General features: G+C 72.0%; 23 protein-coding genes, 1 tRNA gene, 1 other RNA gene and 1 pseudogene. 18 read left to right on the plus strand and 8 right to left on the minus strand.

What is annotated here, in order from left to right; all coding sequences use genetic code 11:
- The 4 genes from FM112_RS05025 to FM112_RS05040 all read right to left on the minus strand — a co-directional run bounded on the left by FM112_RS05025 (position 1) and on the right by FM112_RS05040 (position 3,511).
- The gene (locus tag FM112_RS05025) at positions 1-1,593 is read right to left on the minus strand and encodes an ABC transporter permease (protein ID WP_087004422.1); all 1,593 of its coding nucleotides are present in this window, start codon (positions 1,591-1,593) and stop codon (positions 1-3) included.
- A complete protein-coding gene (locus FM112_RS05030; protein WP_087004425.1) occupies positions 1,590-2,507 on the minus strand; it encodes an ABC transporter ATP-binding protein in 918 nt (305 codons plus the stop codon). The genes FM112_RS05025 and FM112_RS05030 overlap by 4 nt, the downstream gene beginning before the upstream one ends.
- A 53-nt stretch (positions 2,508-2,560) precedes the next feature.
- Positions 2,561-3,220: a TetR/AcrR family transcriptional regulator gene (locus FM112_RS05035; RefSeq protein WP_087004679.1), complete on the minus strand. Its 660-nt coding sequence runs from the start codon at positions 3,218-3,220 to the stop codon at positions 2,561-2,563.
- A 209-nt stretch (positions 3,221-3,429) separates the two neighbouring features.
- A tRNA-Leu gene (locus FM112_RS05040) sits at positions 3,430-3,511 on the minus strand.
- 91 nt (positions 3,512-3,602) lie between these two features.
- On the opposite strand from FM112_RS05040, the gene FM112_RS05045 reads away from it, so the two are divergent.
- The 15 genes and pseudogenes from FM112_RS05045 to smpB all read left to right on the plus strand — a co-directional run bounded on the left by FM112_RS05045 (position 3,603) and on the right by smpB (position 15,760).
- Entirely contained in the window at positions 3,603-4,394 is a 792-nt protein-coding gene (locus FM112_RS05045) for a hypothetical protein (protein ID WP_087004428.1), read from the plus strand.
- Positions 4,395-4,480: 86 nt separating this feature from the next.
- Complete coding sequence (locus tag FM112_RS05050) at positions 4,481-5,710, plus strand: CpaF family protein (protein WP_254910385.1); 1,230 nt, start codon at positions 4,481-4,483, stop codon at positions 5,708-5,710.
- The gene (locus FM112_RS05055) at positions 5,704-6,573 is read left to right on the plus strand and encodes a type II secretion system F family protein (protein WP_087004435.1); all 870 of its coding nucleotides are present in this window, start codon (positions 5,704-5,706) and stop codon (positions 6,571-6,573) included. Before FM112_RS05050 ends, FM112_RS05055 begins: the two co-directional genes overlap by 7 nt.
- Complete coding sequence (locus FM112_RS05060) at positions 6,570-7,508, plus strand: type II secretion system F family protein (RefSeq protein WP_087004439.1); 939 nt, start codon at positions 6,570-6,572, stop codon at positions 7,506-7,508. Before FM112_RS05055 ends, FM112_RS05060 begins: the two co-directional genes overlap by 4 nt.
- Positions 7,509-7,537: 29 nt before the next feature.
- Positions 7,538-7,789 (plus strand): hypothetical protein, encoded by a 252-nt coding sequence (locus tag FM112_RS05065; protein ID WP_254910386.1) that lies wholly within the window; start codon positions 7,538-7,540, stop codon positions 7,787-7,789.
- A gap of 2 nt (positions 7,790-7,791) precedes the next feature.
- Positions 7,792-8,208 carry a TadE/TadG family type IV pilus assembly protein gene (locus tag FM112_RS05070; RefSeq protein WP_087004442.1) on the plus strand — a complete coding sequence of 139 codons (417 nt, stop codon included), beginning with the start codon at positions 7,792-7,794 and terminating at the stop codon, positions 8,206-8,208.
- Entirely contained in the window at positions 8,192-8,752 is a 561-nt protein-coding gene (locus FM112_RS05075) for a pilus assembly protein (protein ID WP_140400574.1), read from the plus strand. Before FM112_RS05070 ends, FM112_RS05075 begins: the two co-directional genes overlap by 17 nt.
- Positions 8,749-9,264, plus strand: a complete 516-nt coding sequence (locus FM112_RS05080) for a pilus assembly protein TadG-related protein (protein WP_087004447.1) — start codon at positions 8,749-8,751, stop codon at positions 9,262-9,264. Before FM112_RS05075 ends, FM112_RS05080 begins: the two co-directional genes overlap by 4 nt.
- A 134-nt stretch (positions 9,265-9,398) precedes the next feature.
- Positions 9,399-10,325 carry a CPBP family intramembrane glutamic endopeptidase gene (locus FM112_RS05085; protein ID WP_087004449.1) on the plus strand — a complete coding sequence of 309 codons (927 nt, stop codon included), beginning with the start codon at positions 9,399-9,401 and terminating at the stop codon, positions 10,323-10,325.
- A complete protein-coding gene (gene prfB, locus FM112_RS05090) occupies positions 10,322-11,434 on the plus strand; it encodes a peptide chain release factor 2 (RefSeq protein WP_087004454.1) in 1,113 nt (370 codons plus the stop codon). Before FM112_RS05085 ends, prfB begins: the two co-directional genes overlap by 4 nt.
- An 84-nt stretch (positions 11,435-11,518) precedes the next feature.
- Positions 11,519-13,145: pseudogene (locus FM112_RS05095) on the plus strand (sodium-dependent transporter).
- On the plus strand, positions 13,142-13,252 hold the full coding sequence (locus FM112_RS05100; RefSeq protein ID WP_087004457.1) for a methionine/alanine import family NSS transporter small subunit: 111 nt from the start codon (positions 13,142-13,144) through the stop codon (positions 13,250-13,252). The pseudogene FM112_RS05095 and the gene FM112_RS05100 overlap by 4 nt, the downstream one beginning before the upstream one ends.
- A 97-nt stretch (positions 13,253-13,349) precedes the next feature.
- Positions 13,350-14,240, plus strand: a complete 891-nt coding sequence (ftsE, locus tag FM112_RS05105) for a cell division ATP-binding protein FtsE (RefSeq protein WP_087004461.1) — start codon at positions 13,350-13,352, stop codon at positions 14,238-14,240.
- Positions 14,237-15,154, plus strand: coding sequence for a permease-like cell division protein FtsX (gene ftsX, locus FM112_RS05110; RefSeq protein ID WP_087004463.1), 918 nt, complete (start codon positions 14,237-14,239; stop codon positions 15,152-15,154). Before ftsE ends, ftsX begins: the two co-directional genes overlap by 4 nt.
- 129 nt (positions 15,155-15,283) lie before the next feature.
- Positions 15,284-15,760, plus strand: coding sequence for an SsrA-binding protein SmpB (gene smpB / locus FM112_RS05115; RefSeq protein WP_087004466.1), 477 nt, complete (start codon positions 15,284-15,286; stop codon positions 15,758-15,760).
- A gap of 33 nt (positions 15,761-15,793) precedes the next feature.
- Here smpB and FM112_RS05120 read toward each other — a convergent pair whose 3' ends face one another.
- Entirely contained in the window at positions 15,794-16,582 is a 789-nt protein-coding gene (locus FM112_RS05120; protein WP_176386674.1) for an HNH endonuclease family protein, read from the minus strand.
- Positions 16,583-16,709: 127 nt separating this feature from the next.
- On the opposite strand from FM112_RS05120, the gene FM112_RS05125 reads away from it, so the two are divergent.
- Complete coding sequence (locus FM112_RS05125; protein WP_140400576.1) at positions 16,710-17,888, plus strand: MFS transporter; 1,179 nt, start codon at positions 16,710-16,712, stop codon at positions 17,886-17,888.
- A 22-nt stretch (positions 17,889-17,910) separates the two neighbouring features.
- On the opposite strand, the gene aroQ is transcribed toward FM112_RS05125, so the two are convergent.
- Positions 17,911-18,366: a type II 3-dehydroquinate dehydratase gene (gene aroQ / locus FM112_RS05130; protein ID WP_087004471.1), complete on the minus strand. Its 456-nt coding sequence runs from the start codon at positions 18,364-18,366 to the stop codon at positions 17,911-17,913.
- A gap of 187 nt (positions 18,367-18,553) precedes the next feature.
- Between aroQ and FM112_RS05135 the strand changes: the two genes are divergently transcribed.
- Positions 18,554-19,624 carry an ABC transporter ATP-binding protein gene (locus FM112_RS05135; RefSeq protein ID WP_087004474.1) on the plus strand — a complete coding sequence of 357 codons (1,071 nt, stop codon included), beginning with the start codon at positions 18,554-18,556 and terminating at the stop codon, positions 19,622-19,624.
- 89 nt (positions 19,625-19,713) lie between these two features.
- Here FM112_RS05135 and FM112_RS05140 read toward each other — a convergent pair whose 3' ends face one another.
- Complete coding sequence (locus tag FM112_RS05140; protein ID WP_087004477.1) at positions 19,714-20,715, minus strand: bile acid:sodium symporter family protein; 1,002 nt, start codon at positions 20,713-20,715, stop codon at positions 19,714-19,716.
- A gap of 188 nt (positions 20,716-20,903) precedes the next feature.
- A complete protein-coding gene (locus FM112_RS05145; protein WP_087004480.1) occupies positions 20,904-23,099 on the minus strand; it encodes a hypothetical protein in 2,196 nt (731 codons plus the stop codon).
- A 182-nt stretch (positions 23,100-23,281) separates the two neighbouring features.
- Between FM112_RS05145 and ssrA the strand changes: the two genes are divergently transcribed.
- Positions 23,282-23,653: a transfer-messenger RNA gene (ssrA, locus tag FM112_RS05150) on the plus strand.
- The last annotated feature ends 163 nt before the right edge of the window (positions 23,654-23,816 follow it).

Raw genomic sequence — 23,816 nt, forward strand, 5'->3', positions numbered from 1 at the left:
CTAGCCGAGATCGCGCCGGCGGAACCGCCAGGCGCCCACGGCGAGGAGCGCGGCGGCGATCCCGGCGAGCGCCAGCGCGGGCAGGGGCTCGAACGCCTCCGCCGGGAGCGCCGCGAGCGCGGAGTACGGGGAGAGCGCCTCGGCCCACTCCGGCAGCTCGAGCATCCCCGCGAACGCGACCGCGAAGATGCCGTAGGCGACCGGGAGCCACGCGAGGCCGATCAGCCGCGGCAGCGCGCCGAGCAGCGCCGCTCCGAGCGCGAGCGCGCACAGCAGCGCCGGCACCTGGTTCGCGTGGGCGGCGAGCAGCGAGGGGACGAGCCCCGGGTCGTCGGTGACGGCCCACGCGCCGAGCCCGGTCGCGAGCCCGCCGAGCAGGAGCATCGCCGCGGCGGCGAGCGCGGTGAGGAGCAGATTCGCGCCGTACCAGCGGAGCCGTCCCACCCCGGCGGCGAGCACCGGGTCGAGCCGCCCCGCGGACTCCTCGCGACGCATCCCCTGCACGGCGCCGATCGCGTAGGCGGACGCGAGCACGGCGAGGAACACCGCGAGGACGCCGAAGAAGCCGTCGAGGATGTCGTCGCTGCCGAGCATCGCGAGCACCTCGGGCGGGAGGTCCGCCGCGGCGTCGAGCAGCGACTGCGCGTAGGCGCCGAAGACGAGGCCGGTGAGGGCGAGGGCGATCGTCCAGGCGCGGATGCCGCCGCGCTGGATGCGCCAGCCGAGGCCGAGGGGGCCGCGCAGCGCGGCGCCGCCGTGCCGCGGGCCCGGTCGGGGCGCGATGAGGCTCGCGCCGAGGTCGCGCCGGGCGCCGAGCGCGAGGCCCGCCGCCCAGAGGAGCGCCGCGAGGCCGAGGGACAGGGCGAGCGGCCACCAGCGGTCGAGCACGTAGGGCGCGGTCTGCTGCGCCCAGCCGAGCGGCGAGGCCCAGGAGAGCGCGCTGCCGCCCGGCTCGGCGAGATCGCCGGCCGCGCGCAGCAGGAAGGCCGCGCCGAGCGCCGCGCCGGCGATGCCCGCGGCCGCGCCCGAGGTGGCGGCGAGCTGCACGGCGATCGCGGCGATGCCTCCGAAGACCATCCCGGTGGCGGCGAGGCCCGCGCCGAAGAGCAGCGCCGCGCCGGGTTCGCCGGGCTCGCCGACGAGCATGGCCGCGGTCACGGCGGCCGCGACGAGGAGGTTCACGATCAGCGCGAGCAGCAGGGTCGAGACGAGCGTGCTCGACCGGCCGACCGCGCCGGCGCGGATGAGATCGGCGCGGCCGGACTGCTCCTCGCCGCGGGTGTGACGGGCGACGAGGAGGATCGACATGAGGGCCGCCGGGACCAGCAGGTAGAGGCCGTAGACGTTCGCGAGCACGCCCGAGTAGGTCGGGTGCTCGACGCCGTAGCCCGGGCCGATCAGCACTCGGCCCACCGGGTCGGCGTAGAGCGCCGCCATCGCGGCGAGGTCCGGTTGGGCAGGCGCGATCTCCGGCAGGGCGTAGACGAGCATGAGCATCGCGAGTCCGAGCGACGCGGCCCAGATGACGAGTCGGAGCCGCTCCCGGCGCAGCAGGAAGCGCAGGAGGGGGCCCGTGCCGGCGAGGGCGGTCATGCGGCATCCTCCCCGTAGTAGCGCATGAGCAGCTGCTCGAGCGTCGGCGGATGCGCCACCAGCGAGCGGACGCCCAGCGGCGCGAGGCGTTCGATCGCGGCGTCGAGGTGCTCGCCGTCCACCTCGAAGCGCACCCGGTCGCCCTCGGCCTCGAGGCCGTGGACGCCCTGCAGCTCGGCGAGCCCCGCCGCGGAATCCCGGGTGAGCGCCTCCACGGTCGTGCGGGTGAGGTGCCGCAGCTCGGCGAGGGTGCCGGTCTCGACGGTGCGGCCGGCGCGGATGATGGAGATGCGGTCGGCGAGGGATTCGACCTGCGCCAGGATGTGGCTCGACAGCAGCACCGTGGCGCCCGCGTCGCGGGCCTCGGCCACGGTCTCCTGGAATACGACCTCCATGAGGGGGTCGAGGCCCGAGGTGGGCTCGTCGAGGATCAGCAGCTCCGGGTCGGAGGCGAGCGCGGCGACCAGCGCCACCTTCTGCCGGTTGCCCTTGGAATAGGCGCCGCCCTTTTTGGCGGGGTCGAGCTGGAAGCGCTCGATCAGCCGATCGCGCCTGGCTTCGTCGAGACCGCCGTGGAGCCGGCCGAGCAGGTCGATGGCCTCGCCGCCGGTGAGGTTCGGCCAGAGCTCGACATCGCCCGGCACGTATGCGAGCCGGCGGTGCAGCGCCACTGCGTCGCGCCAGGGGTCGCCGTCGAGGAGCCGGGTCTCGCCGGCGTCGGCGCGGATGAGGCCGAGCAGGACGCGGATCGTGGTGGACTTGCCCGCGCCGTTGGGGCCGAGCAGGCCGTGGACCTCGCCGCGCTCCACGACGAGATCGAGGCCGTCGAGGGCGGTGAAGCCGCCGAAGCGCTTGCGGAGCCCGGCGACGCGGATCGCGGGGGTCGCGTGGGCGGGGTGCGGTCGGGTCGACATCTGGGGCCTTTCGGTGGGGTGCCGCGCGCCGCGGTGCGGTCGCGCGCGGCCGGTCAGGATGCGTCGGGCTCGCCGCGGTGCTCGAGGTACGCGTCGAGCATGGCCCGGTCGGCGAGGAGCCCCTCGGTGAAGAGCTCGAGGACGGGCAGGGTGATCTGCTCGCCGTACCGCTCCCACGTGGGGCCGAACCGCGAGAGGTCGTTGGCGTGGTCGAGGGAGAGCTCGAGCAGCAGCGCGCCGAAGGAGCTCATGACGAGGTAGCGGGCGCGGGCGGTCTCATCGCGGCTCGGGCGGATGGTGCCCGCCTCGACGCCGAGCGCGAAGTACTCGAGGGTGTCGGCCACCGTCTGCTCGATGAACCTGCGCGCGTAGTCGCCGCCGGCGAGCAGGCTGCGCAGGACGTAGGTGACCAGCGGCGTGTACTCGGCCATGCGGTCGAGCTGGGCGAGGAAGACCGCGGGGTTGGAGGGGTCCGCGACGGAGTCGCGCTTGAGGTCGAAGATCTGCCCGAACACGCGCTCGTCGCATTCGGCCCGCAGCCGCTCCTTCGAGCCGAAGTGCTTGATGATCGAGGCCGGGCTGACCCCGGCCTCGGCGGCGATCGCGCGCATGCCGACGTCGAACCCCTCCTCGCCGAAGCAGCGGATGGCGGCCGCGCGGATGCGCGCGCGGGTGTTGAGGTCCGAGGATTCCCCGCTGGTTGGTGAACGCATGTTCACCAAGGTAAACGACTGTTCACCGAGGTGCAAGCGCCCGTGCTGCGGGGATGGCGCAGTGCTGCGCCGACGCGGGCCGCCGGCTCGAGCGGGTGCGCGGCAGGAGGGGCGCGAGGAGGAGCTGCGACGGGTTGCGAGGCAGAGGGGGAAGGAGGCACGGCCCCGAGCTCCTCGCGTCGGCGAAGAATCCGGGGCCGTGGAATTCGTGCGGGAGAAGGGACTTGAACCCTCACGCTCGAAAGCACAGGAACCTAAATCCTGCGTGTCTACCGATTCCACCACTCCCGCGACAGCGCACAGTCTAGCGGCTGGACGTTCTCGGGTTCCCGCCCGGCGCATCGCCTATCCTCCGCTCATCCGACGAATGAGAGGAACCCGCATGACCGCTCCGCGCATCCCCGCCTACAACCTGTTCTTCGGCGATCGCCCCGATCGCCCGGCCGACGCTCGCGAGATCGGCTGGATCGGCACGAACGGCCCTGCGATCGACCGCGCCCTGTGGCCGCGGGGTCCGCTGACCGGCCTGCCGATGCTGCACGCGTTCACGATCGAGCTGCCCGAGGAGTACCGTCGCCGGGGGCCGGACTACCCGGCGATCGCCTTCTTCCAGGGCGAGGGGCAGTTCGCGGAGGAGGACGAGGAGAGCCGCCCCGATGCGGAGTCCGGGGACCCGTTCCTGCGCCAGTGGGCCGAGGCCCGCGAGCACCCCATGCTCGAGCGGCGCGAGGACGTCATCGACGGCCAGTTCGCGTTCATCTGGCTCACCGCGGAGGAGTTCCGCGGCGGGCCGACCCCGCCGCCCGAGGACGTGCGCCGCGAGGGCGAGCACGGCGACGACGACGAGGGGCCGAACGCGTGGGATACGCCCGTCGAGCACGAGACGGCGTGGCTCGCCGACCGGGAGGATCCCAACGCGGGGCTCGCGCCGAACGAGTCCGGCGCGGACGGCTACGAGCTGCGCTTCGAGAGCGACCCGTTCGCGGTGAAGCCGTGGGCCGACGCGCTCTGGAAGTTCGACCACCTGGGCGGCACGGCGTTCCCGGTCCAGGCCCTGCCCGAGGGGCTGAGCCCGTACTATCTCGAGTTCGGCGAGTTCGGCGGCCTGAACTTCGGCGGCGGGGCGGCGCAGCTCGATCTCGAGACCGACGTCTTCGACTGGGCCTGCGGCTGATCGCACCCGAATTCGCCTCGGGCGCGGATATGCCGGGGTGTGGATAACTTTTCCGGCATTTCGCGATTCCGGTCATGATTCGGTTCGTGACCCAAGCCGTATCAGCCATCACCTCGAGAGTGCGGGAGCGCGTGCTCCGCGAGCGCATCGAACTCGTCGCTGGCGCCGATCGCGCCGACGGCATCGTGCGCACCGAGGTCCGCGCCTACGCGGAGCACGCGCTCGCGAACGGGCTGCCGCAGATCGACGACGAGCAGCAGGCCGTCGCGGCCGTGCTCGCGCAGGTCACGGGCTTCGGCGCGCTGCAGCCCTATCTCGACGATCCGGAGATCGAGGAGATCTGGGTCAACGCGCCCTCCCGCGTGTTCGTGGCCCGCAACGGCGTCGCCGAGCTCACGAACACGGTGATCCCGGAGGTCGAGCTGCGCGCGCTCGTGGACCGCATGCTGCTCTCCACCGGTCGCCGGGTCGACGTGTCGAGCCCGTTCGTCGACGCCTCGCTCCCGGACGGCTCCCGCCTGCACGTCGTCATCCCCGACATCTCGCGGCAGCATCCGGCCATCAACATCCGGAAGTTCGCCCGCCGCATCCGCGACCTCGCCGCGCTCGTCGAGCGGGAGTCGCTGACCGAGCAGGCCGCGGCGTTCCTGCGCTGCGCGATCCGCGCGGGCGCGAACTGCCTGATCTCGGGCGCGACCCACACGGGCAAGACCACGCTCGCGGGCGCCCTGCTCGCCGCCGCGCCCGCGGGCGAGCGCATCGTCACCGTCGAGGAGACCTTCGAGATCGACCTCGTCGCACGCGACGTCGTCTCGATGCAGTGCCGCCAGCCGTCGCTCGAGGGAGCGGGGGAGATCTCCCTCCGGCGCCTGGTCAAGGAGGCGCTGCGGATGCGCCCGGACCGCCTCGTGGTCGGCGAGGTGCGGGAGGCCGAGGCGCTCGAGCTGCTCATCGCCCTCAACTCGGGGCTGCCCGGCATGTGCACGATCCACGCGAACTCGGCGCGCGACGCGCTCGTCAAGCTCTCCACGCTGCCCCTGCTGGCCGGCCGCAACATCGACGCGGGCTTCGTGGTGCCCACCATCGCGAGCGCCGTCGACCTGGTCGTCCACCTCGAATCCCTGCCCTCGGGCCGCCGCCGGGTGGCCGAGATCCTCGCCCCGACCGGCGCCGTGCACGCCGGCGTGATCGAGGCCTCGACGCTCTTCTCCCGGCCCCACGGCGAACTCGTCGCGAGCGGCGTGCAGCCGCCCCGGCTCGAGAAGTACCGCCGTCGGGGCCTCGACCCGATGCCGCTGCTGGTGCCGCAATGGTGACCGCGTTCCTGCTCGGACTCCTCGCGGGGGCAGGCGTCGCCACCATCCTCCTCGCCCTGCTCCGGCCCGCGACGGCCGCGGCGCGCCCGGTCGAGCACCGGATCGGCCGGCGTCTCCGCGAAGACCTCACGCGCGCCGGTCTCGAGCGGGTTCCCGCGGGCGCGTTCCTCGCCATCGCCCTCGTCGTGGGCGCGATCGTCGGCGCCGCGGCCCTGCTCGCCACCGGCATCCTCGTGCTCGGCTGCCTCGGGCTCCTCGTCGGCGTGTGGAGCGCGTTCGCCCTCGTCCGGCTCCGTTCGGCGCAGCGCCGCCGCTCGAACCGCGCCCACTGGCCCGACGTCGTCGACCACCTCATCGCGTCGGTGCGCTCCGGGCTCGGGCTGCCGGACGCGATCGAGCAGCTCGGCCGCTCCGGCCCGGAGCCGCTGCGCGAGGACATGCGCACCTTCACCGCCCACTACCGCGCCACCGGCTCCTTCGACCTCGCCGTGGACGAGGCCAAGGAGCGATTCGCCGATCCGGTCGCCGACCGCCTGCTCGAGACGCTCCGCATGGCGCGCGAGGTCGGCGGCACCGAGCTCGTCGGGGTGCTGCGGGCGTTCTCCGGCTTCCTCCGGGAGGAGCAGGCCGTGCGCCACGAGGCGGAGGCGAGGCAGAGCTGGGTGCGCGGCGCCGCACGGCTCGGCGTCGTCGCGCCGTGGGTGGTGCTCGTCATGCTCGCCACACGCCCGGAGGCCGCCGCGGCCTACAACACCGCGGGCGGCATGACGGTGATCCTCGTCGGCCTCGGCGTCACGCTCGTGGCCTACCGCCTCATGATGGCGCTGGGGCGACTGCGCGAGGAAGGCCGGTGGTTCGCATGAATCCGCAGCTCGGCCTCGCCGCGCTTCTCGGCACGATGCTCGGCATCGGGCTCTGGGCGCTCGTCGCGGCGGCGCCCCGACTCGCCCGCCCGCGGCTCGCCGATCGCGTCGCGCCCTTCCTCGTCGACATCTCCCAGGAGGCCCGCGCGCACGCGAAGCGCCCCGCCGTGGATCCGCTGCCGGTGCTCGGCACGCTCGTGAGCCCGCTCATCGCGGGCATCCGCTCCGTGCTCGGGGAGCTCGTCGGTGGCAACGACCTCGTCCGCTCCCGCCTCCGCCAGGCGGGCAGCGCGCAGACGCTCGAGCGGTTCCGCACGGAGCAGGCGGTCTGGGCCCTCATCGGGGCCCTGCTCGGCCTCATCGGCTCGGCGGCCCTGCTGCGGGGCTCGGCGCAGCACCTGCTCGCGGCCGTGCTGCTGCCGATCATGTGCGCGGCGCTCGCGGTCGCGATCCGCGATCTCCTGCTGCGCCGTGCGGCGGCGAGCCGCATCCGCCGGATCGCCGGCGAGTACCCCACCGTGCTCGAATTCCTCGCGCTGTCGCTCGCCGCCGGCGAAGGCGTCGTGGACGGGCTCATGCGGGTGAGCCGGATGGGGCGGAGCGAGCTGTCCCGGGAGCTCGGCGGGGCGGTCGTGCGCGTGCGCGCCGGCACGCCCGTGACCGTCGCGCTCCGAGATCTCGGCCGGGAGCTGGGCTACACCCCGCTCACGCGCACGCTCGACCACCTCGTGACCGCGATCGAGCGCGGCGCCCCGCTCGTCGAGGTGCTCCGCGCCCAGGCGCAGGACGCCCGCGATCTCGCCAAGCGCGATCTGCTCGAGCAGTCCGGGCGCTCCGAGATCCGGATGATGATCCCGATCGTGCTGCTCGTCCTCCCCGTAACCGTCCTGTTCGCGGTGTATCCCTCCTTCTTCGTCCTCTCCACCACGTTCTGACCCCGGACCACCCCCGAGAAAGGCTCGACATGCGCATCCCCGACCGACTCCGAAGCGGCATCGAATCGATCGACCCGCGGCCGCTCCTGCGCCGCGCCCGCGCGAGCGGCGCGGCGCTGCTCCGTCACGACCGGCTCCGCGACGACCGCGGCGATGTCCCCGGCTGGGTCCTCGTGGCGCTGATGTCCGCGGGCCTCGTGATCCTGCTGTGGACGCTCGCGGGCCCGCTGCTCTCGGACGTCTTCCAGTCGGCCATCGACCGCGTGACCGCCAACTTCTGACGATGCCCGGTCCCCCGAACGGCGTCGCCGCGGGTCTCGCGCCGCAGCGCGGTCGGCGAGTCCCGGCGGATGAGCGCGGCAGCGCGACGCTCGAGTGGGCGCTCGTCGCCGGGCTGCTGACGCTGCTCTTCCTCACGGTGCTGCAGATCGGCTTCGCGCTGCACATCCGCGCCACCCTGATCGACGCCGCCGGGGAGGGCGCCCGCGCGGCGGGCCTGGACGGGGCGGTCGAGGCCGACGGCCTGCTGCGCACCGAGGCGCTGATCTCCGCCGCCGTCTCGCCGCAGTACGCCGAGGACATCCGCGTCGACCGCGGCGACGCGATCGTGACCGTCACGGTGCGCGCCCCCTTGCCGCTCATCGGACTGCTGGGGTTCCCCGAGGGCGTGGAGGTGGCGGCGCATGCCCCGGTCGAATGAACGGCGCGCGGAGGCGCGGCCGGTGCGCGCGCCCGTGGAGCAGCCGGCCCCGACGGCGCGGAGCGCACGAACGGCCGGGATGCGCCGCATCGCATGGCGCATCCGCCGCGCCGCGCTACGACTATCCGGCGCACTTTCCGATACCCGGGGCTCGGCCACGCTCGAGTTCCTCGGCATCGGAGTGCTGCTGCTCGTGCCCATCGCGTACGGCATGCTCACCCTCGCGCAGCTCGAGCAGGCGATGCTCGCCACCGAGACGGCCGCGCGCAACGGCGCCCGGACGCTCGTGAGCCAGGCGGTGCCGCAACCCGACGACCCCGGCACGGCGCAGCAGATCGCGTGGGCCCTGCACGACCAGGGCATCGACCCCGAGGCGGCCGAGATCACGATGCGCTGCAGCCCCAACCCGGACTGCGCGGTGCACGGCGACGCACTCACGCTCACGGTGCGCGTCGAGGTGGTGCTTCCGCTGCTTCCCGGCGAGTCCGGCCTCGCGCTGCCCGTCGAGGCGAGCGCCACCTTCCCGAGGGAGCCGTTCGGATGACGCCCGCCGACCCGAACCCGAGCGTCCTGCACCCGGGCGTTCTGCACCCGCGCACCGGCGACCGGCACTCCCCGGCCCGCCCAGCCCTGCGCCGTCGTCTCGCCGAGGAGCACGGCTCGATCGCCCCGCTGGCACTCGTCTACACCGTCATCGCGCTCGCCGCCGCCCTGCTGCTCTTCGGCGCCGCCGACCTCTACCTCGAGCGCAAGCAGCTCTACACGCACGCGGATGCCGCGGCGCTCGCGGCCGCGGGCACCTACGACATCCGCGACATCGAGACCTCGGACGGGCCGCCGGCCGTGGTGCTCGACCGGGACGCGGCGCTGCTCGCCGCGCAGCAGCACCTCGATCGCACGACCTCCGGCGAGGTCGAGATCCTCGCGTTCGAGGTGCGCGGCGACGAGGTCACCCTCACGCTGTCGGGGGAGTGGCGCCCCGCGGCCGGCGGAGCGCTCCTGCCGGTCTCGGTGCCGGTGGAGGTCCAGGTCAGCGCCCGCGCCCGGCTGGAGTGAGCCCGGCACGAGCGGGGCCCGGCGGACCCCTCCCGGAGCCCACCCCGGGGGTTTTCCGGAGACTCCGCCGGGGGCATCCGGAGACCGCGCGAGAACGCGCGAGAATCCGCCGGCCGCTGACTAGCGTTCCAATCATGGATACCGCACGAACCGCATCAGCGCAGGCGACGACGCCTGCGATGCCCTCCGCCCGGCTCGAGCGCCGGGCCGCATGGACCTTCGTCGAGCTCGCGCTCGCGGCCATCGCGCTCGTCTCCGGCGCCTTCCTCGTCCTCGACATCCCCATCCCCGAATGGCTCGTCCTCGTCGGCCGCTGGATACCCGGCCTCCTCGCGATCCTCGTCATCAAGGCCTATGCGCTGCCGGGCGGCCTCCGCGCGCGCCTCGGCGTCCTCCCCGGCAGCTGGCCGCGACTCGTGCTCGGGAGCCTGCTCGGCGCGGTGGCGCTCGCGGCGACCTACGCCGCGACGGCCTACTTCTTCGCCCGGGTCATGCAGATCGAGCTGCAGTCCTGGGCCTTCATCGGCCAGGCCATCGCCCTCGCCGTGCCGCTCGGGCTGCTGTTCGTCCTCAGCACGGCGGGCGAGGAGATCGCCTGGCGCGGATTCCTCCAGCACGCCTTCCGCCGGGGCGGCTTCTGGCGTGCCTCGGCCGGGGTCTCCGCGATCTGGGTGCTGTTCCACGTGCCCCTGCACGCGGCGATGGCGGCCCAGGGCGCGTTCCCGTGGGCCGTGGCCGCGGCCACCACGGCGGCGCTCTTCGGGCTCGGCATCTTCCTCAGCGCCCTCGCCGTCCGGTTCGGGAGCATCTGGCCCGCGGCGCTCGCCCACGCGGTGCCGGTCGGGGCGATCAACTTCCTCGCCGACGGGGGAGCCCTCCCCGCCGGGCAGATCGTGGCGGCCACCCTCCTCGCGGGCCTCGCCCTCCTCCTCGTGGGCGGACTGCTCGCCAGGGGCATCCCGGCCGCGATCCCGGAGCGCTCCGCAGAGGCACGCCGGCGTCCGACGTTCGGGCCGCGCAGCTCGACCGGCACCGCCCCGGGTAGGCTATTGGGATCATGATCAACCTCGAAATCTCCGAAGACATCGCCCAGCTGCGGTCCACGTTCGCCGATATCCGACAGGTGCTGGACCCCGAGGCGCTCGAGCGGTCGATCGGCGAACTCGAGCAGCGCGCATCCGCCCCCGACCTCTGGGACGACCCCGAGCGCGCGCAGCAGGTCACCAGCGCCCTCTCGCACGCGCAGGCCGATCTCAAGCGCATCCGCTCGATCGAGGAGCGGCTCGACGACCTCGAGGTGCTCGTCGAGCTGGCCAAGGAGGCCGACGACGAGGACACCGCGGCGGAGGCCCGTCAGGAGCTCGAGGCCATCGCCAAGGTCATCGGCGACATGGAGGTGCAGACGCTGCTCGACGGCGAGTTCGATCCGCGGCCGGCCGTCATGACCATCCGCGCCGGCGCGGGCGGCGTGGACGCCGCCGACTTCGCCGAGATGCTCCTGCGCATGTACCTGCGCTGGGCCGAGCACCAGGGCTACAAGACCACCGTGCTCGACACCTCCTACGCCGAGCAGGCCGGCATCAAGTCGGCCACGATCGAGATCGACGAGCCCTACGCGTTCGGCACGCTCTCGATCGAGGCGGGCACCCACCGCCTCGTGCGGATGAGCCCGTTCAACTCGGCCGGCTCGCGCGAGACGAGCTTCGCCGCGGTCGAGGTCGTGCCGCTCATCGAGCAGACCGACCACATCGAGATCCCCGAGAACGACATCCGCGTGGACGTGTACCGCTCCTCCGGCCCCGGCGGCCAGTCGGTGAACACCACCGACTCCGCCGTGCGCATCACCCACCTCCCGACCGGCACCGTCGTCTCCTGCCAGAACGAGAAATCGCAGATCCAGAACCGCGCCGCCGCCATGCGCGTGCTCCAGTCGCGCCTGCTGCTGCTGCAGCGCGAGCAGGACGAGGCGAAGAAGAAGGAGCTCGCCGGCACCATCACCGCCTCCTGGGGCGACCAGATGCGCTCGTACGTGCTCGCCCCGTACAAGATGGTCAAGGACCTGCGCTCGGGCTTCGAGACCGGCAACCCCGACAAGGTCTTCGGCGGCGATCTCGACGAGTTCATCTCGGCCGGCATCCGCTGGCGCAAGACGGCGCAGCAGGAGACCTGATCGCCCGCTCCGGTGCTACCATCCCGGCAAGAGCGCAAGACGCTCGCGCAGACCTCGACCCGGCGAGCACCAGGAGCGAAGCCAATGGCGGCAACGAAGCAGCACTCCCCGGTCGCCGAGACGTTCGCCTCGCGGAATGCCTTCATTCTCGCGGCGATCGGATCGGCGGTCGGCCTCGGCAACATCTGGCGATTCCCGTACGTCGCCTATGAGAACGGCGGCGGGGCGTTCATCATCCCGTACATCGTCGCGCTGCTGTGCGCCGGCATCCCACTGCTCTTCCTCGACTACGCGATCGGCCACCGCTACGGCGGCTCCTCGCCCCTCTCGCTCGCGCGCATCATGCGCTGGATGGAGTCGCTCGGCTGGTGGCAGGTGCTCGTCTGCGTCATCATCGGCATCTACTACGCCGTGATCGTGGCCTGGGCGCTGATGTTCATGATCTTCTCCGTCACGAAGAGCTGGGGCGACGACGCCAACGGCTTCTTCTTCGGCGAGTTCCTCAACCTCGCCCCCGAGGCCGGGGCCGGATTCGACTTCGTCCCCGGCGTGTTCTGGCCGCAGGTGCTCGTATGGGGCTCGCTGCTCGTGATCATGCTGCTCGGGGTGCGCAAGGGCATCACCCGCGCGAACCCTGATCTTCATGCCGCTGCTGGTGATCATGTTCCTCGTCATGGTGGTGCAGTCGCTGTTCCTGCCCGGCGCCATGGGCGGCCTGGACGCGCTGTTCACCCCCGACTGGAGCGCACTCGGCGACCCGAGCGTGTGGTCGGCGGCCGTGGGGCAGATCTTCTTCTCGCTCTCGGTGGGCTTCGGCATCATGATCACATACGCCTCGTACCTGCGCCGCAAGACCGACCTCACCGGCTCGGGCCTCGTCGTCGCCTTCTCGAACTCGAGCTTCGAGATCCTCGCCGGCGTCGGCGTGTTCGCGGCGCTGGGGTTCATGGCGAACGCGGCGGGGACGGGAGTCAACGACGTCGTCGACTCGGGCATCGGCCTCGCCTTCGTGGCCTTCCCGACGATCATCTCGGAGGCGCCGTTCGGGGCGGTGATCGGGGTGCTGTTCTTCGGCTCCCTGCTCTTCGCGGGGCTGACCTCGCTCATCTCGATCATCGAGGTGGTCATCGCGGGCGTGCGGGACAAGCTCGGGCTGCGCCGCGTCCCCGCCGTGCTGCTCGTCGTGATCCCGATGGCGGCGATCTCGCTGCTGCTGTTCCCGACCACGACCGGCATGTACATCCTCGACGTGTTCGACGCCTTCGTGAACCAGTTCGGCATCCTGGCGGGCGCGCTCGCGATGGTGATCGCCGTGTCGTGGATCGCGCGACGCATCCCGGCGCTCTCGCGCCACCTCACGGTGCTCTCCTCGTTCCCGGCGCGCAGGATCTGGATGGTGTTCATCTCCGCGGTGGTGCCGCTCGCGCTCGCCGCGATGCTCGTCAGCGAGATCGTCAAGAACACGAGCGAGGTCTACGGCGGCTACCCGCCGGAGTTCGTCGCGGTGTTCGGCTGGGGCATGTCCGGGCTGCTGATCGTCGGCGGCATCCTGCTGAGCCTGCTGCCGTGGAGCAGCCGGGTGCGGCCGGTGTTCGACGAGGAGCAGGCCGATGAGCTGAACCGCAAGATCATGAGCGGCGAGCTCGTGCAGGCCGACGACGGCCGCACGACCCCGGTCGAGACCGTCGACGCGAAGGAGCGAGAGGTATGAGTCCCGAGGCAGTCATCATGATGATCGTGGCGTTCGCGACCGTGTGGGGCGGGCTCGTCGCGGTGACGATCAACCTGCAGCGACGCGGCACGGATCGCGAGGAATAGCCGCCGGATCCGCTCACCGAAATCACAGCCGCGACGCGCGGCCGGCCCCGCGCGTCGCGGCGGCTTTCCGGAGGTCGGCACGTAGCGTTAGCGTGCCATGATCAGATTTGACCACGTCTCCAAGGTATTCCGCGGGCAGAAAGACCCCGCGCTGGACAGCGTGACCTTCGAGATCCTCCGCGGCGAGTTCGTGTTCTTGGTCGGGCCCTCGGGGTCGGGCAAGTCGACGGTGCTCCGGCACATCCTCCTCGAGGATCACCCCACGAAGGGGAAGGTCCACGTGCTCGGGCAGGATCTCGCGAAGATCTCGAACCGCAAGGTCCCGTTCTACCGCCGCAACGTCGGCATGGTGTTCCAGGATTTCCAGCTGCTCGCGAACAAGACGGTCTACGAGAACGTCGCCTACGCCCAGAAGGTGATCGGCCGTTCGCGGGGCCACATCCGGCAGGCGGTGCAGGACGTGCTGAGCACCGTCGGCCTCTCCGGCAAGGAGGACCGCCTCCCCAACGAGCTCTCGGGCGGCGAGCAGCAGCGCGTGGCGATCGCCCGCGCCGTGGTGAACAAGCCCGCGATCCTGCTCGCCGACGAGCCCACCGGCAACCTCGACCCCTCCACCTCGAGGGGGATCATGAGCGTGCTGCGGCGGATCAACAAGAACGGCACGGCCGTGCTGATGGCCACGCACGACGTCTCGATCGTCGATGAGGAGCGGCAGCGCGTCATCGAGCTGCTCGACGGGGCGATCGTGCGCGACGAGGCGAAGGGCGTCTACACGCCCGAGGTCGTCAAGTACGAGGCGCCCGAAGCCCCGGAGGTCGCCGAGGAGCCGGGGCCCAAGACCATCGCGGCGGCCATGGCCGAGCGCGTGGCGGCCCCCGACCGCCGCAGCGCCAGGCGAGGCGCCGGGGTGGACGTGCCGACGTCGCGGCTGCCCGAGGCGGATGAGGACGACGGCGAGGACTTCCACCGCGAAGGGGGGCGGCGCTGATGTTCGGATTCATCATGGGCGAGATGTGGCAGGGGCTGCGTCGCAACACCTCCATGGTCATCTCGGTGATCCTCGTGACCTTCGTGTCGCTCACCTTCGTGGGCACCGCGCTGCTGCTGCAGATGCAGATCCAGTCGATGAAGACCTACTGGTACGACCGGGCGCAGGTGGCCGTGGACTTCTGCACGGACATCTCGACCTCGCCCGACTGCGCGGCAGGGCTCGCGACGGAGGACCAGAAGGAGGCCGTCGAGGCCGAGCTGAGCGGTCCCGCGCTGTCGCCGTACATCGACAACTACGAGTTCGAGTCGCAGGATCAGGCGTACGAGCGCTTCGTCGAGCAGTTCGAGGACGATCCCATGGTGTCCTTCGTGAAGCCGGAGCAGCTCAACGAGGCGTTCTGGGTGAAGCTCGCGAACCCCGAGGACTCGGACATCGTGATCCAGACGATCTCGGGCATGCCCGGCGTCGAGTCGGTCACCGACCAGCGGCAGTTCCTCGACTCGATCTTCGCGGTGCTCAACGGCGGCAGCATCGTGGCCTTCGCGGTCGCGATCGTCATGCTCGTCGCCGCCGTGCTCCTGGTGGCCACCACCATCCGGCTCTCCGCCTTCTCGCGCCGCCGCGAGCTGCGCATCATGCGGCTCGTGGGCGCCTCGAACGGCTTCATCCAGGCGCCGTTCGTGCTCGAGGGGCTGCTCGCCGGGCTCATCGGCTCGGTGCTCGCCTCGGGCGCGGTCGTCGGGGCCGCGCACTGGTTCGTGCAGGGCTACCTCGCGCCGAGGATGCCAGGCATCCAGCTCGTCTCGGTATGGCCCGACGCGCTGCTCGCCTCAGGCGTGCTCATCGTGCTCGGCGTCCTGCTGGCCGGGCTCTCGTCGAGCGTGTCCATCCGGCGGTACCTGCGCGTGTAGGCGGCGAGGTCCGCCCGCGGCGGCATCGGCCCCTCGGCGGCCGGTGCCGCTACGCGCTATCCTAGAAGGCTGCAATGCGAATTCGGACGCGGCGAGGCGCCCGCGCGGACCAGTGAGGAGGGAGGCACCATGGCCAAGGAAGAGGGGCTCAAGGTCGTCGCGACCAACCGGAGGGCCCGACACGACTACACGATCGAGGACACCTACGAGGCGGGCATGGTCCTCCACGGCACCGAGGTGAAGGCGCTCCGGGAGGGGCGCGCCTCGCTCGTAGACGGCTACGCGTACGTGGATCGCGGCGAGATGTGGATCGACAACGTCTACATCCCCGAGTACTTCCAGGGCACCTGGAACAACCATTTGCCGCGCCGCAAGCGCAAGCTGCTGCTCCACAAGGAGCAGATCCGCCGCATCGCCGCGAAGACCCGCGAGGGCGGCTACACCGTCGTGCCGCTGCGGCTCTACTTCCTCGACGGCCGGGCGAAGCTCGAGATCGGCGTGGCGAAGGGCAAGCGCGAATACGACAAGCGCCAGGCGCTGCGCGAGCGGCAGGACCGCCGGGAGGCCGATCGGGCGATGGCCGCCCGCAAGTACGTGGGGGAGTAGCCTCCGCGCGACCCCGGCGGGCCGTCCCGCCGATCAGGAGGGGAGCCGGCAGCCCGAGGCGATGTCGACCATCGCGTCCCGATCCTGCAGGGTGACGGCGATGTCGTAGCGGTCGGCGAGGTAGGTGATGCGCGCCACGTAGACGCAGTGGTAGCCGGCGTCGGCGGGCAGCCATTCTCCCGGCAGCCGGTCGCCCTTGGCCTGGTTCTCGGGGCCCGAGACGGCCTCGAGGTTCACGGGGTCGTTCGCGAACTGCTCCCGCTCCGACGTCGTCCACGAGTCGGCGCCGCCCTGCCACGCCGCCGAGAGCGGGATGACGTGGTCGATCTGCACCTGCGGCGAGGTCTCCGGTCCGCGGACGAACTCGATCGTCTCGCCGGTGTACGGATCCACGAGGGTGCCGGTCATCACGCGGCAGCCGTCCTCGGCCCAGATGATCTCGTCGAGATCCCGGGCGAGGATGTCGTTGCGCGTGTCGCAGCCGTTGCCGTCGGGATCCGTCCAGTGCGGGAACTCGTCGCGGTCGTAGCCGATCCGGCCGCGATCGGTGATCCGCAGGGCGCCGGCCTCGGCGGCCACCGCCTGGCCGTCGATCGCGATGCCGCCCTCTACCTCGACGGCGAGCCCCGTCTCGAGCAGCGGGTCGAGCTGGGAATCGGGGGCCGCGGTCCGCTGCTCCCCGTCGAGCAGCCCTGCGTCCTGGACGAGGTAGAAGACGAGCGCGAGGACGACGAGGAGCACGAGCAGGATCCATCCGGCGCGGGTCTTGGGCAGCTCCCGCCTGGCGGGGAGGCGGAGGCGGCGATCGGTGGTGCGGGACACGGCATCCTTCGCGGTCGGGGGAGGCGGACGACGTACCAGTATCGGTGCGGGGAGGGCGCGGCGCGCGCAGGCGCAGCGGCGTGGGCGGATTCGTCTCCTCGCCTCGCGGGCCGATAGCGTGGCGAGGATGCACGCCTTCCGGCGGTCGATGCCGCCCCGCACGCTCGCCCTGCTCGCGCTGGTCGCGATCGGGGCCTTCGTCGACGGCGCGATCCTGCTGCTGCTCCTGCTGTCGAGCTCGGCGCAGGAGGCCTCCTGGTGGGTCACCGGCATCGTGCTCGCGAACCTGCTGCCGCCCGTCCTGCTCGCGCCGGCGCTCGGCTGGGTGGTCGACCGCATCCCCGGGCGCCTCGCATGGGCCGGCGGCTTCGGCGTCTCCGGGGCCTCGACCATCGGCCTGGCCCTCGTCGACGCTCCCGCCGCCTCCGTCGCGCTGGCCGGGGTGCAGGCCACCTGCGCGGTCGCGGTGAGCGCCACGCAGTTCAAGCTGCTGCCCGCCGCCCCCGGGTTGACCGAGCGCAGGGCGGCCTCGCTCGTGGTGACCCTCGCGGCCGTCGCCGGCATCGTCGCGCCGCCCGTGGCAGCGCTGATGTCGGGAATCGGCATCCGGGCCGCGCTGGTCGTGTGCGGCGCGCTCTTCGTGCTCTGCGCGGTGTCGGTCGGTCTCCTCGTCCCCGGCACGGGCAGGGCCGCGGTGCAGCGCTCCTCGTGGCACGAGATCTGGCTCGGCACGCGATCGCTCGGGCACATGCGCTCCTTCGCGGGGTTCGTGCCGGTCATGGGCGCGATCGTCGTCGCCACCTCCATGGAGGGCGTCGCAGGGGTCTTCTACCTGCAGGATGTCGCGGGCGGCGCGGTGGGATACGGCCTCATCCTCGCGGCCTGGGCAGTCGGCAGCCTCGCGGGCTCCTCGATGACCCTCCTGCCGGGGTTCCGGCTGGGCCCCGGCGCGAGCGTGCTGCTCGGCGCGATCGGGATCTCGGCGGCGCTGCTCTTCGAGGGGCTCGTGCCGATCGCGGTGCCGATCCTCCTCGCATTCCTCGTCGGCGGCGTCGCGAACTCGGTGCACAACATCGGCGTCCGGAACCTCGTCTACGACACCGTTCCCGAGGAGCTCCAGGGCCAGGCCTGGGCGGTGGTCGGCGCGCTCTTCTCGAGCGGGGCGGCCCTCGGCAACCTCCTCGGCACGCCGGGGCTCCTCGCGCAGGAGCGCGCGCTCGTCATCGCATCCGGGGCGCTCGGGCTGGGCGTCGCGGTCGTGTCCGCGGCGGTCATCGCGCTGCTGCACCGGCGTCGCGGCGGCTGAGCCGTCCCGTGACGGCGCGCGGCTACGCCGTGTGCTGCAGCCGGAGGTGGTCGGCGAGCCACTCGATCGCGAACTCGTAGCCGAGCGTCCCCGCGCCCGCGATCACGGCCTTCGCGAGTGGGGAGACGTACGAGTGGCGGCGGAAGGGCTCGCGCGCGTGCACGTTCGAGATGTGCACCTCCACGGTCGGGGTCTCGGCGTATTCGAGGGCGTCGTGGATGGCCACCGAGGTGTGAGTGTAGGCGGCGGGGTTGATCACGATGCCGACCGCGTCCCGCCGCGCCTGCTGGATCTTCTCGACCAGCTCTCCCTCGTGATTCGACTGGAAGAACTCGATCCCGAACCCCGCCGCATCCGCGCGGCGGCGCACGCGCGCCTCGACGTCCGCGAGCGTCTCCGCCCCGTAGATCTCGGGCCGGCGCGTGCCGAGCGTGTTGAGATTGGGGCCGTTGAGCACGAAGATCGTCGGTCGCTGCATGCCTCGATGCTACTCGCTCGCCGCGCGCGGCTGCCGTCCTGCCGCCGCCGTCTCCCAGCCGCCGCGCCGCCCGGCCGGGGTCTCCCGCGTGCTAGGCTCCAAGCCGCCCGAGGACGGGCGCCGGCGGCCGGAGGGCCGTCGTCTCTACAACGGATCGTCCGGCGCGTACCCGCCGGTGGAGGAAACCATGGCAACAGTGACGTTCGACGCCGTGAGCTGCGTCTATCCGGGAGCCGATCGCCCGTCGGTGGATCGGCTCGACCTCGAGATCGAGGACGGCGAGTTCCTCGTCCTCGTCGGCCCCTCGGGCTGCGGCAAATCGACCACCCTGCGGATGCTCGCGGGCCTCGAGGAGGTCCATTCGGGCCGCATCCTCATCGACGGCCAGGACGTGACCGATGCGCCGCCGAAGGACCGCGACATCGCGATGGTCTTCCAGAACTACGCGCTTTACCCGCACATGACGGTCGCGGAGAACATGGGCTTCGCGCTGAAGATCGCCGGCGTCGACAAGCAGGAGCGGGCGGAGCGCGTGCTCGAGGCCGCGCGCATGCTGGACCTCGAGCCGCTGCTCGAGCGCAAGCCCAAGGCGCTCTCGGGCGGCCAGCGGCAGCGCGTCGCGATGGGCCGCGCGATCGTCCGCGAGCCCCAGGTCTTCCTCATGGACGAGCCGCTCTCGAACCTCGATGCGAAGCTGCGCGTGCAGACCCGCACGCAGATCGCGTCGCTGCAGCGCCGCCTCGGCGTGACCACCGTCTACGTCACGCACGACCAGACCGAGGCGCTCACGATGGGCGACCGCATCGTCGTGCTCAAGGACGGGCTGCTGCAGCAGGTGGGCACCCCCCGCGAGCTCTACGAGACCCCGAGGAACGCCTTCGTGGCGGGTTTCATCGGCTCGCCTGCCATGAATCTGCTCGACGGCACCGCGACGGCGGAGGGGGTGCGCGTGGGCGGCCTCATCGTCCCGGTCGAGCGGGGCCTCGACGCCTCGGGCGCGGTCACGCTCGGCGTCCGGCCCGAGGACTTCCGGGTCGTGCCGGCGGGGGAGCCGGGTCTCGAGATCGCCATCGACCTCGTGGAGGAGCTCGGCGCCGACGGCTACCTCTACGGCCGCACGACCGGCGAGCATCCGGTCGCCGTCGTGGCGCGCGTGGACGGCCGCGCGCACCCGGGCGCGGGGGAGACGGTGACGCTGGCGCCGAACCCCGAGCACCTGCACCTCTTCGACGGGGAGTCGGGCGAGCGTCTGAACTGAGCCGATCGCCGGCGGACGATCCGGCGGAGACGGGGACGCCCCGATCGGAATCGATTCCGATCGGGGCGTCGACGCGTTCGGCGCGGTGATCAGGCCTCCGCCTGCTGCGCCTGCTGCGCTTCGGCGCGCTCCTGGCGCGCGGTGCGGGCGCGGAAGAACAGCGCGAGCAGGCCGCCCGAGATGTTGTGCCACACGCTGAACACGGCGGCGGGCAGCGCGGCCGCGGGGTTGAAGTGCGTGCTGGCGAGCGTGGCGGCGAGGCCGGAGTTCTGCATGCCGACCTCGACGGCCGTGGTGCGTGCGACGCTCTCGGGGTACTTGAAGATGCGCGAGGCGAAGTAGCCGAGCAGGTAGCCGAGGCCGTTGTGGAGGATCACCACGACGAAGACCAGGGCGCCGGCGACGAGGATCGTGTCGGCGGAGCCGGCGACGACCGCGACCACGACGAAGGCGATGCCGAGCACGCTGACCCAGGGCATGGCGGGCAGGATCGCGCCGATCCACCTGCGCAGGAGCCAGCGGACGAGCAGGCCGCCGATGATGGGGATGAGCACGAGCTGGACGATCGACAGGGCCATCGCCCCGGCGTCCACGGGGAGCAGCGCTCCCGCGAGCCACAGCGTGAGCACGGGCGTGAAGATCGGCGCGAGGAGGGTCGAGACCGAGGTCATCGTGATCGAGAGGGCGACGTCGCCCTTCGCGAGGTAGGTGATGACGTTCGAGGAGGTGCCGCCGGGCGCGCAGCCGACGAGGATGACGCCGATCGCGAGCTCGGACGGGAGCTGGAAGGCCCAGACGAGCGCGACGGCCAGGCCGGGCATGATGGCGTACTGCGCGATCACGCCGAGCAGCACCGGCAGCGGGCGCTTCACGACGAGCGCGAAGTCCGGCAGCGTCAGCGTGAGGCCCATGCCGAACATGATGATGCCGAGGGCGAGGTTCACGTACGGGCCGAGCGCCTGCATCTGGTCGGGCAGCAGGAAGCCCAGCAGGAAGGCGGCGATGACGATGATGGGGAAGACGGTGACGGCGAGGCGGGCTGAGCGGTCCTCGCCCGAGGGCTTCGCCGGGGTCGGTGCGGGTTTGGTCATGGGTTCTCGTTCGATCGCATTCGGACAGGGTGCAACTTCTCAGTCAGTTCACAGAATCTACCGGGTGCCGTGCGAATTCGCGAGGCGGGCGGGGCGCCGCACGGTTCGGGCCGATGCCGGGAGCGCGGAAACGGGGGCGGGGACGGCTCCTGTGGAGCCGCCCCCGCCCCCGTGAACGGCGACGCGCGTCAGCCTTCGAGCACCGCCGTGGCCGCGTCCCGGATCGCCTGCACCTTCTGGTCGAAGTAGGTGCCGAGCGAGGTGCCCGTGGTGGTCATCGAGTACGCGCTCGGCTCGATGTTCTGCCACTCCGTGAGGATGGCGTTCTCGGCCGAGACCTCCGCGTCGCTCGTGGCCTGGCCGAGGCCGTCGAGCTCGGGGTAGAGCGGCTGGTCGACCTCGGTGGTGGGCTCGGTGGTGCGCAGGTGGTCGACCACCTCGGCCCAGGCGTCCGACACGGACTGGTATTCGGTGGCGGCGACGTCGCAGACCGCCTGGAAGTCCGTGAGGAAGCACTGGTCGGAGTAGAGGGTGGAGAGCTCCGAGTAGTAGTTCACGTACGTCGTCTCCATGGCGGCCGCGAACTGCTCGCGGGTGTCGTCGTCGTAGAGGTTCGGGCAGCCGCCGCTCGCGTTGCACTCGTAGTAGACGTTCGCCTCCTCGATCTCGATGCGGCCGCCCTCCTCGACGACGTTCGCGTCGGCGAGCACGCCGTCGATGTTCGACTCGAGCTCGTCGTAGAGGTCGGCGTAGGCGGCGTAGTTGCCGCAGAACTCGCCGAGGGTGGCGAGGGAGCTCTCGCTCGTGCTCAGGAAGGCGTCGGCCTGCGTGCGCTGCTCGTTGAGCTTCTCCGCGTCGGCCTGCGCCTGCACGTAGGCCTCGGAGGCGGTCGCGCCCTCGTCCTCCGGCAGCGAGGGGACGTCGGCGTTCGCGAGCTCCTCGCGCTTCTCCTGCGCGGTGGGGATCGCGGCGCATGCGTCGTCGAGGGCGGTGCGGTTCTCGGAGTTGAGATCGAAGAACACCCGTGCGGAGGCGCTGATCGGCGTCGAGATGTCGACGGCCGAGACGGCCGCCAGGCTCTCCTCGTTCCAGGTGCCCTGATAGGACTCGAGGTCGCTCTGGAAGGCCGCGGCGAGCTCGTCGCCGCGGTTGACGTTGTTGTTGTGGATGATGAGCGGGGTCGCGATGGCCGCGCCGGCGATGAGCACGACGCCCACGATGGCGGGGATCATGATGGCCTTGCGCTTGAACCACTTCTTCTTGCGCTTGGGCGCGCCGTCGTTCGGGCCGGTGCCGCCGGGACCGCCCGCACCGGGTCCGGTCGGGCCGCCGGGGCCGCCCGGACCGCCGAGGTCCGGTCCGCCCGAGAACCCGCTGAAGGGCACGTGCTGGTCGCCGGGGAGCGCGGCGGGCGGTGCGCCGAAGACCTGCGGGGCGTCCTGCGCCTGTCGGCCGTCCTCCCAGGGAGCGGCCGAGGCGGCCCAGGGGGCGGCGTCACCGGCGCCCGTCGACTGGTCGTTCCAGTCCTGCGACCGATAGGCCTCGGTGGGCTGCGCGTCCTGCTGGGCGGCCGCGTCCCGGTCCGAGGCGAAGTCCTGACCGAAGCCCTGCTGCGCGTCGAATGCGCGGGTGGGCTGATCGAAGCCGCCCTGATCGAAGCCGCCGCGGTCGAAGGCCTCGGTGGGCTGGTCGTCGGTGCGGCCCGATGGCACGGGGGAGAACGGCACCGTGTCGTGCGCGGACGCCTGTCCGAAGGCATCGGCGGCCTGGTCCTCGGCGCGGTCCGAGGGCGCGGGGGAGAACGGGGCGGTGTCCGGTGCGGAGGACCGGTCGAAGGCCTCGGTCGGCTGCGCGTCCGCCGGCTCCGGAGCCTCGTCCCGCGGCGAGGGCGCCGGCGAGAAGGGTGTCGTGTCATGACCCGGAGCGGCCTGCTCGGGCGTCGGGGAGAACGGCTCCGTGGGCGGGCTGAACGGCTCGGTCGCGGGCTGGAATCCATCCGGGCCGTCGGCGCGACCCGCCTGCCCGCCCCAGCCGGAGCCCGCGGCGTCCGATGCCGGCTCGCGGCCCGCGTCGTCCGCTGCGGCGGGCTCCTCGGCCCCGGCGGGCGGGGGCGGCGGTGCGCCGAATCCCCGGGACTCCGGCGCGAAGGGGGACGCGAACGGCGACTGCTGCTGCTCGAAGGGAGCGCTGCTGAACGAGCCGAAGCCGTTCCCCTGGTCGGTATCGCGCGGCTCGCCGTGCGCGTCGGACGCCTCGGGGCGGCCGCCCTGGGCATCGGACGACTCGGCGCCGTCCCAGCCGTCGGCGGACCGGTTCGGCGTCGACTGCGACTCGTCGCCGGGCTTCTCGCGGTCCGGCCCCTGGGTACCATCATTCCAACTCATACCGATAAGGATATGCCGCGCCGCCGCCTCGATGCTCGCCGAACGGCGAATCAATCTCAGGTCGTAGGGGGACAAACGCCGGGGAGTGGAATATACTGGCTGATCTCAGGGTTTACTCTGAGGAACCCGCCCGGCCCTGGTCAGGCGGGGGACAACTCCACAGTGTCATGCTGCAGAGTCACGGGGATGATCGGTTTCGACATCGTTCGTGAAACTGCGTGAAGCGGGTCGAGGACGCGGGGTTATCTCGTAAACGCCCCTCGCAACCGATAAGTGCCAATAACAAGCGCACTGACTTCGCCCTCGCTGCCTAAGTAGCGAGCCCGAGTCCGTCAGCCCAGATTCGCGTTCGGTCTGGTTCCTGGCGTCATTGAGAACGCTTGCTGCGTAGCCGCGTCACAGGGCTGCGCAGGACTTCTACTGTGACTGGGCTCGTGTCGGTCAAGGTGTCTGCCCCCATGACCGGAGCCGAGTAGCACGCACGGCAGACTGCACCCGGAGAAACCGCAGAATCTCGGCGATGGACGGGGGTTCAATTCCCCCCATCTCCACGAATCGAAGGCCCGCCTTCCGCACTGCCGTGCGGAAGGCGGGCCTTTTTCGTGCGCCGACGGGCAGCGCCCGGTCGTGCCTCGGCGAGCAGTGCCGGTCCGTGCCCCGTCGCCCGGCGCCGTGCCCGCTCGGGCGATCCTCGACGGCCCCTCGGCCCCGACTCGG

This window comes from Gulosibacter sp. 10, assembly GCF_900163695.1.
Classification (GTDB): Bacteria; Actinomycetota; Actinomycetes; order Actinomycetales; family Microbacteriaceae; genus Gulosibacter.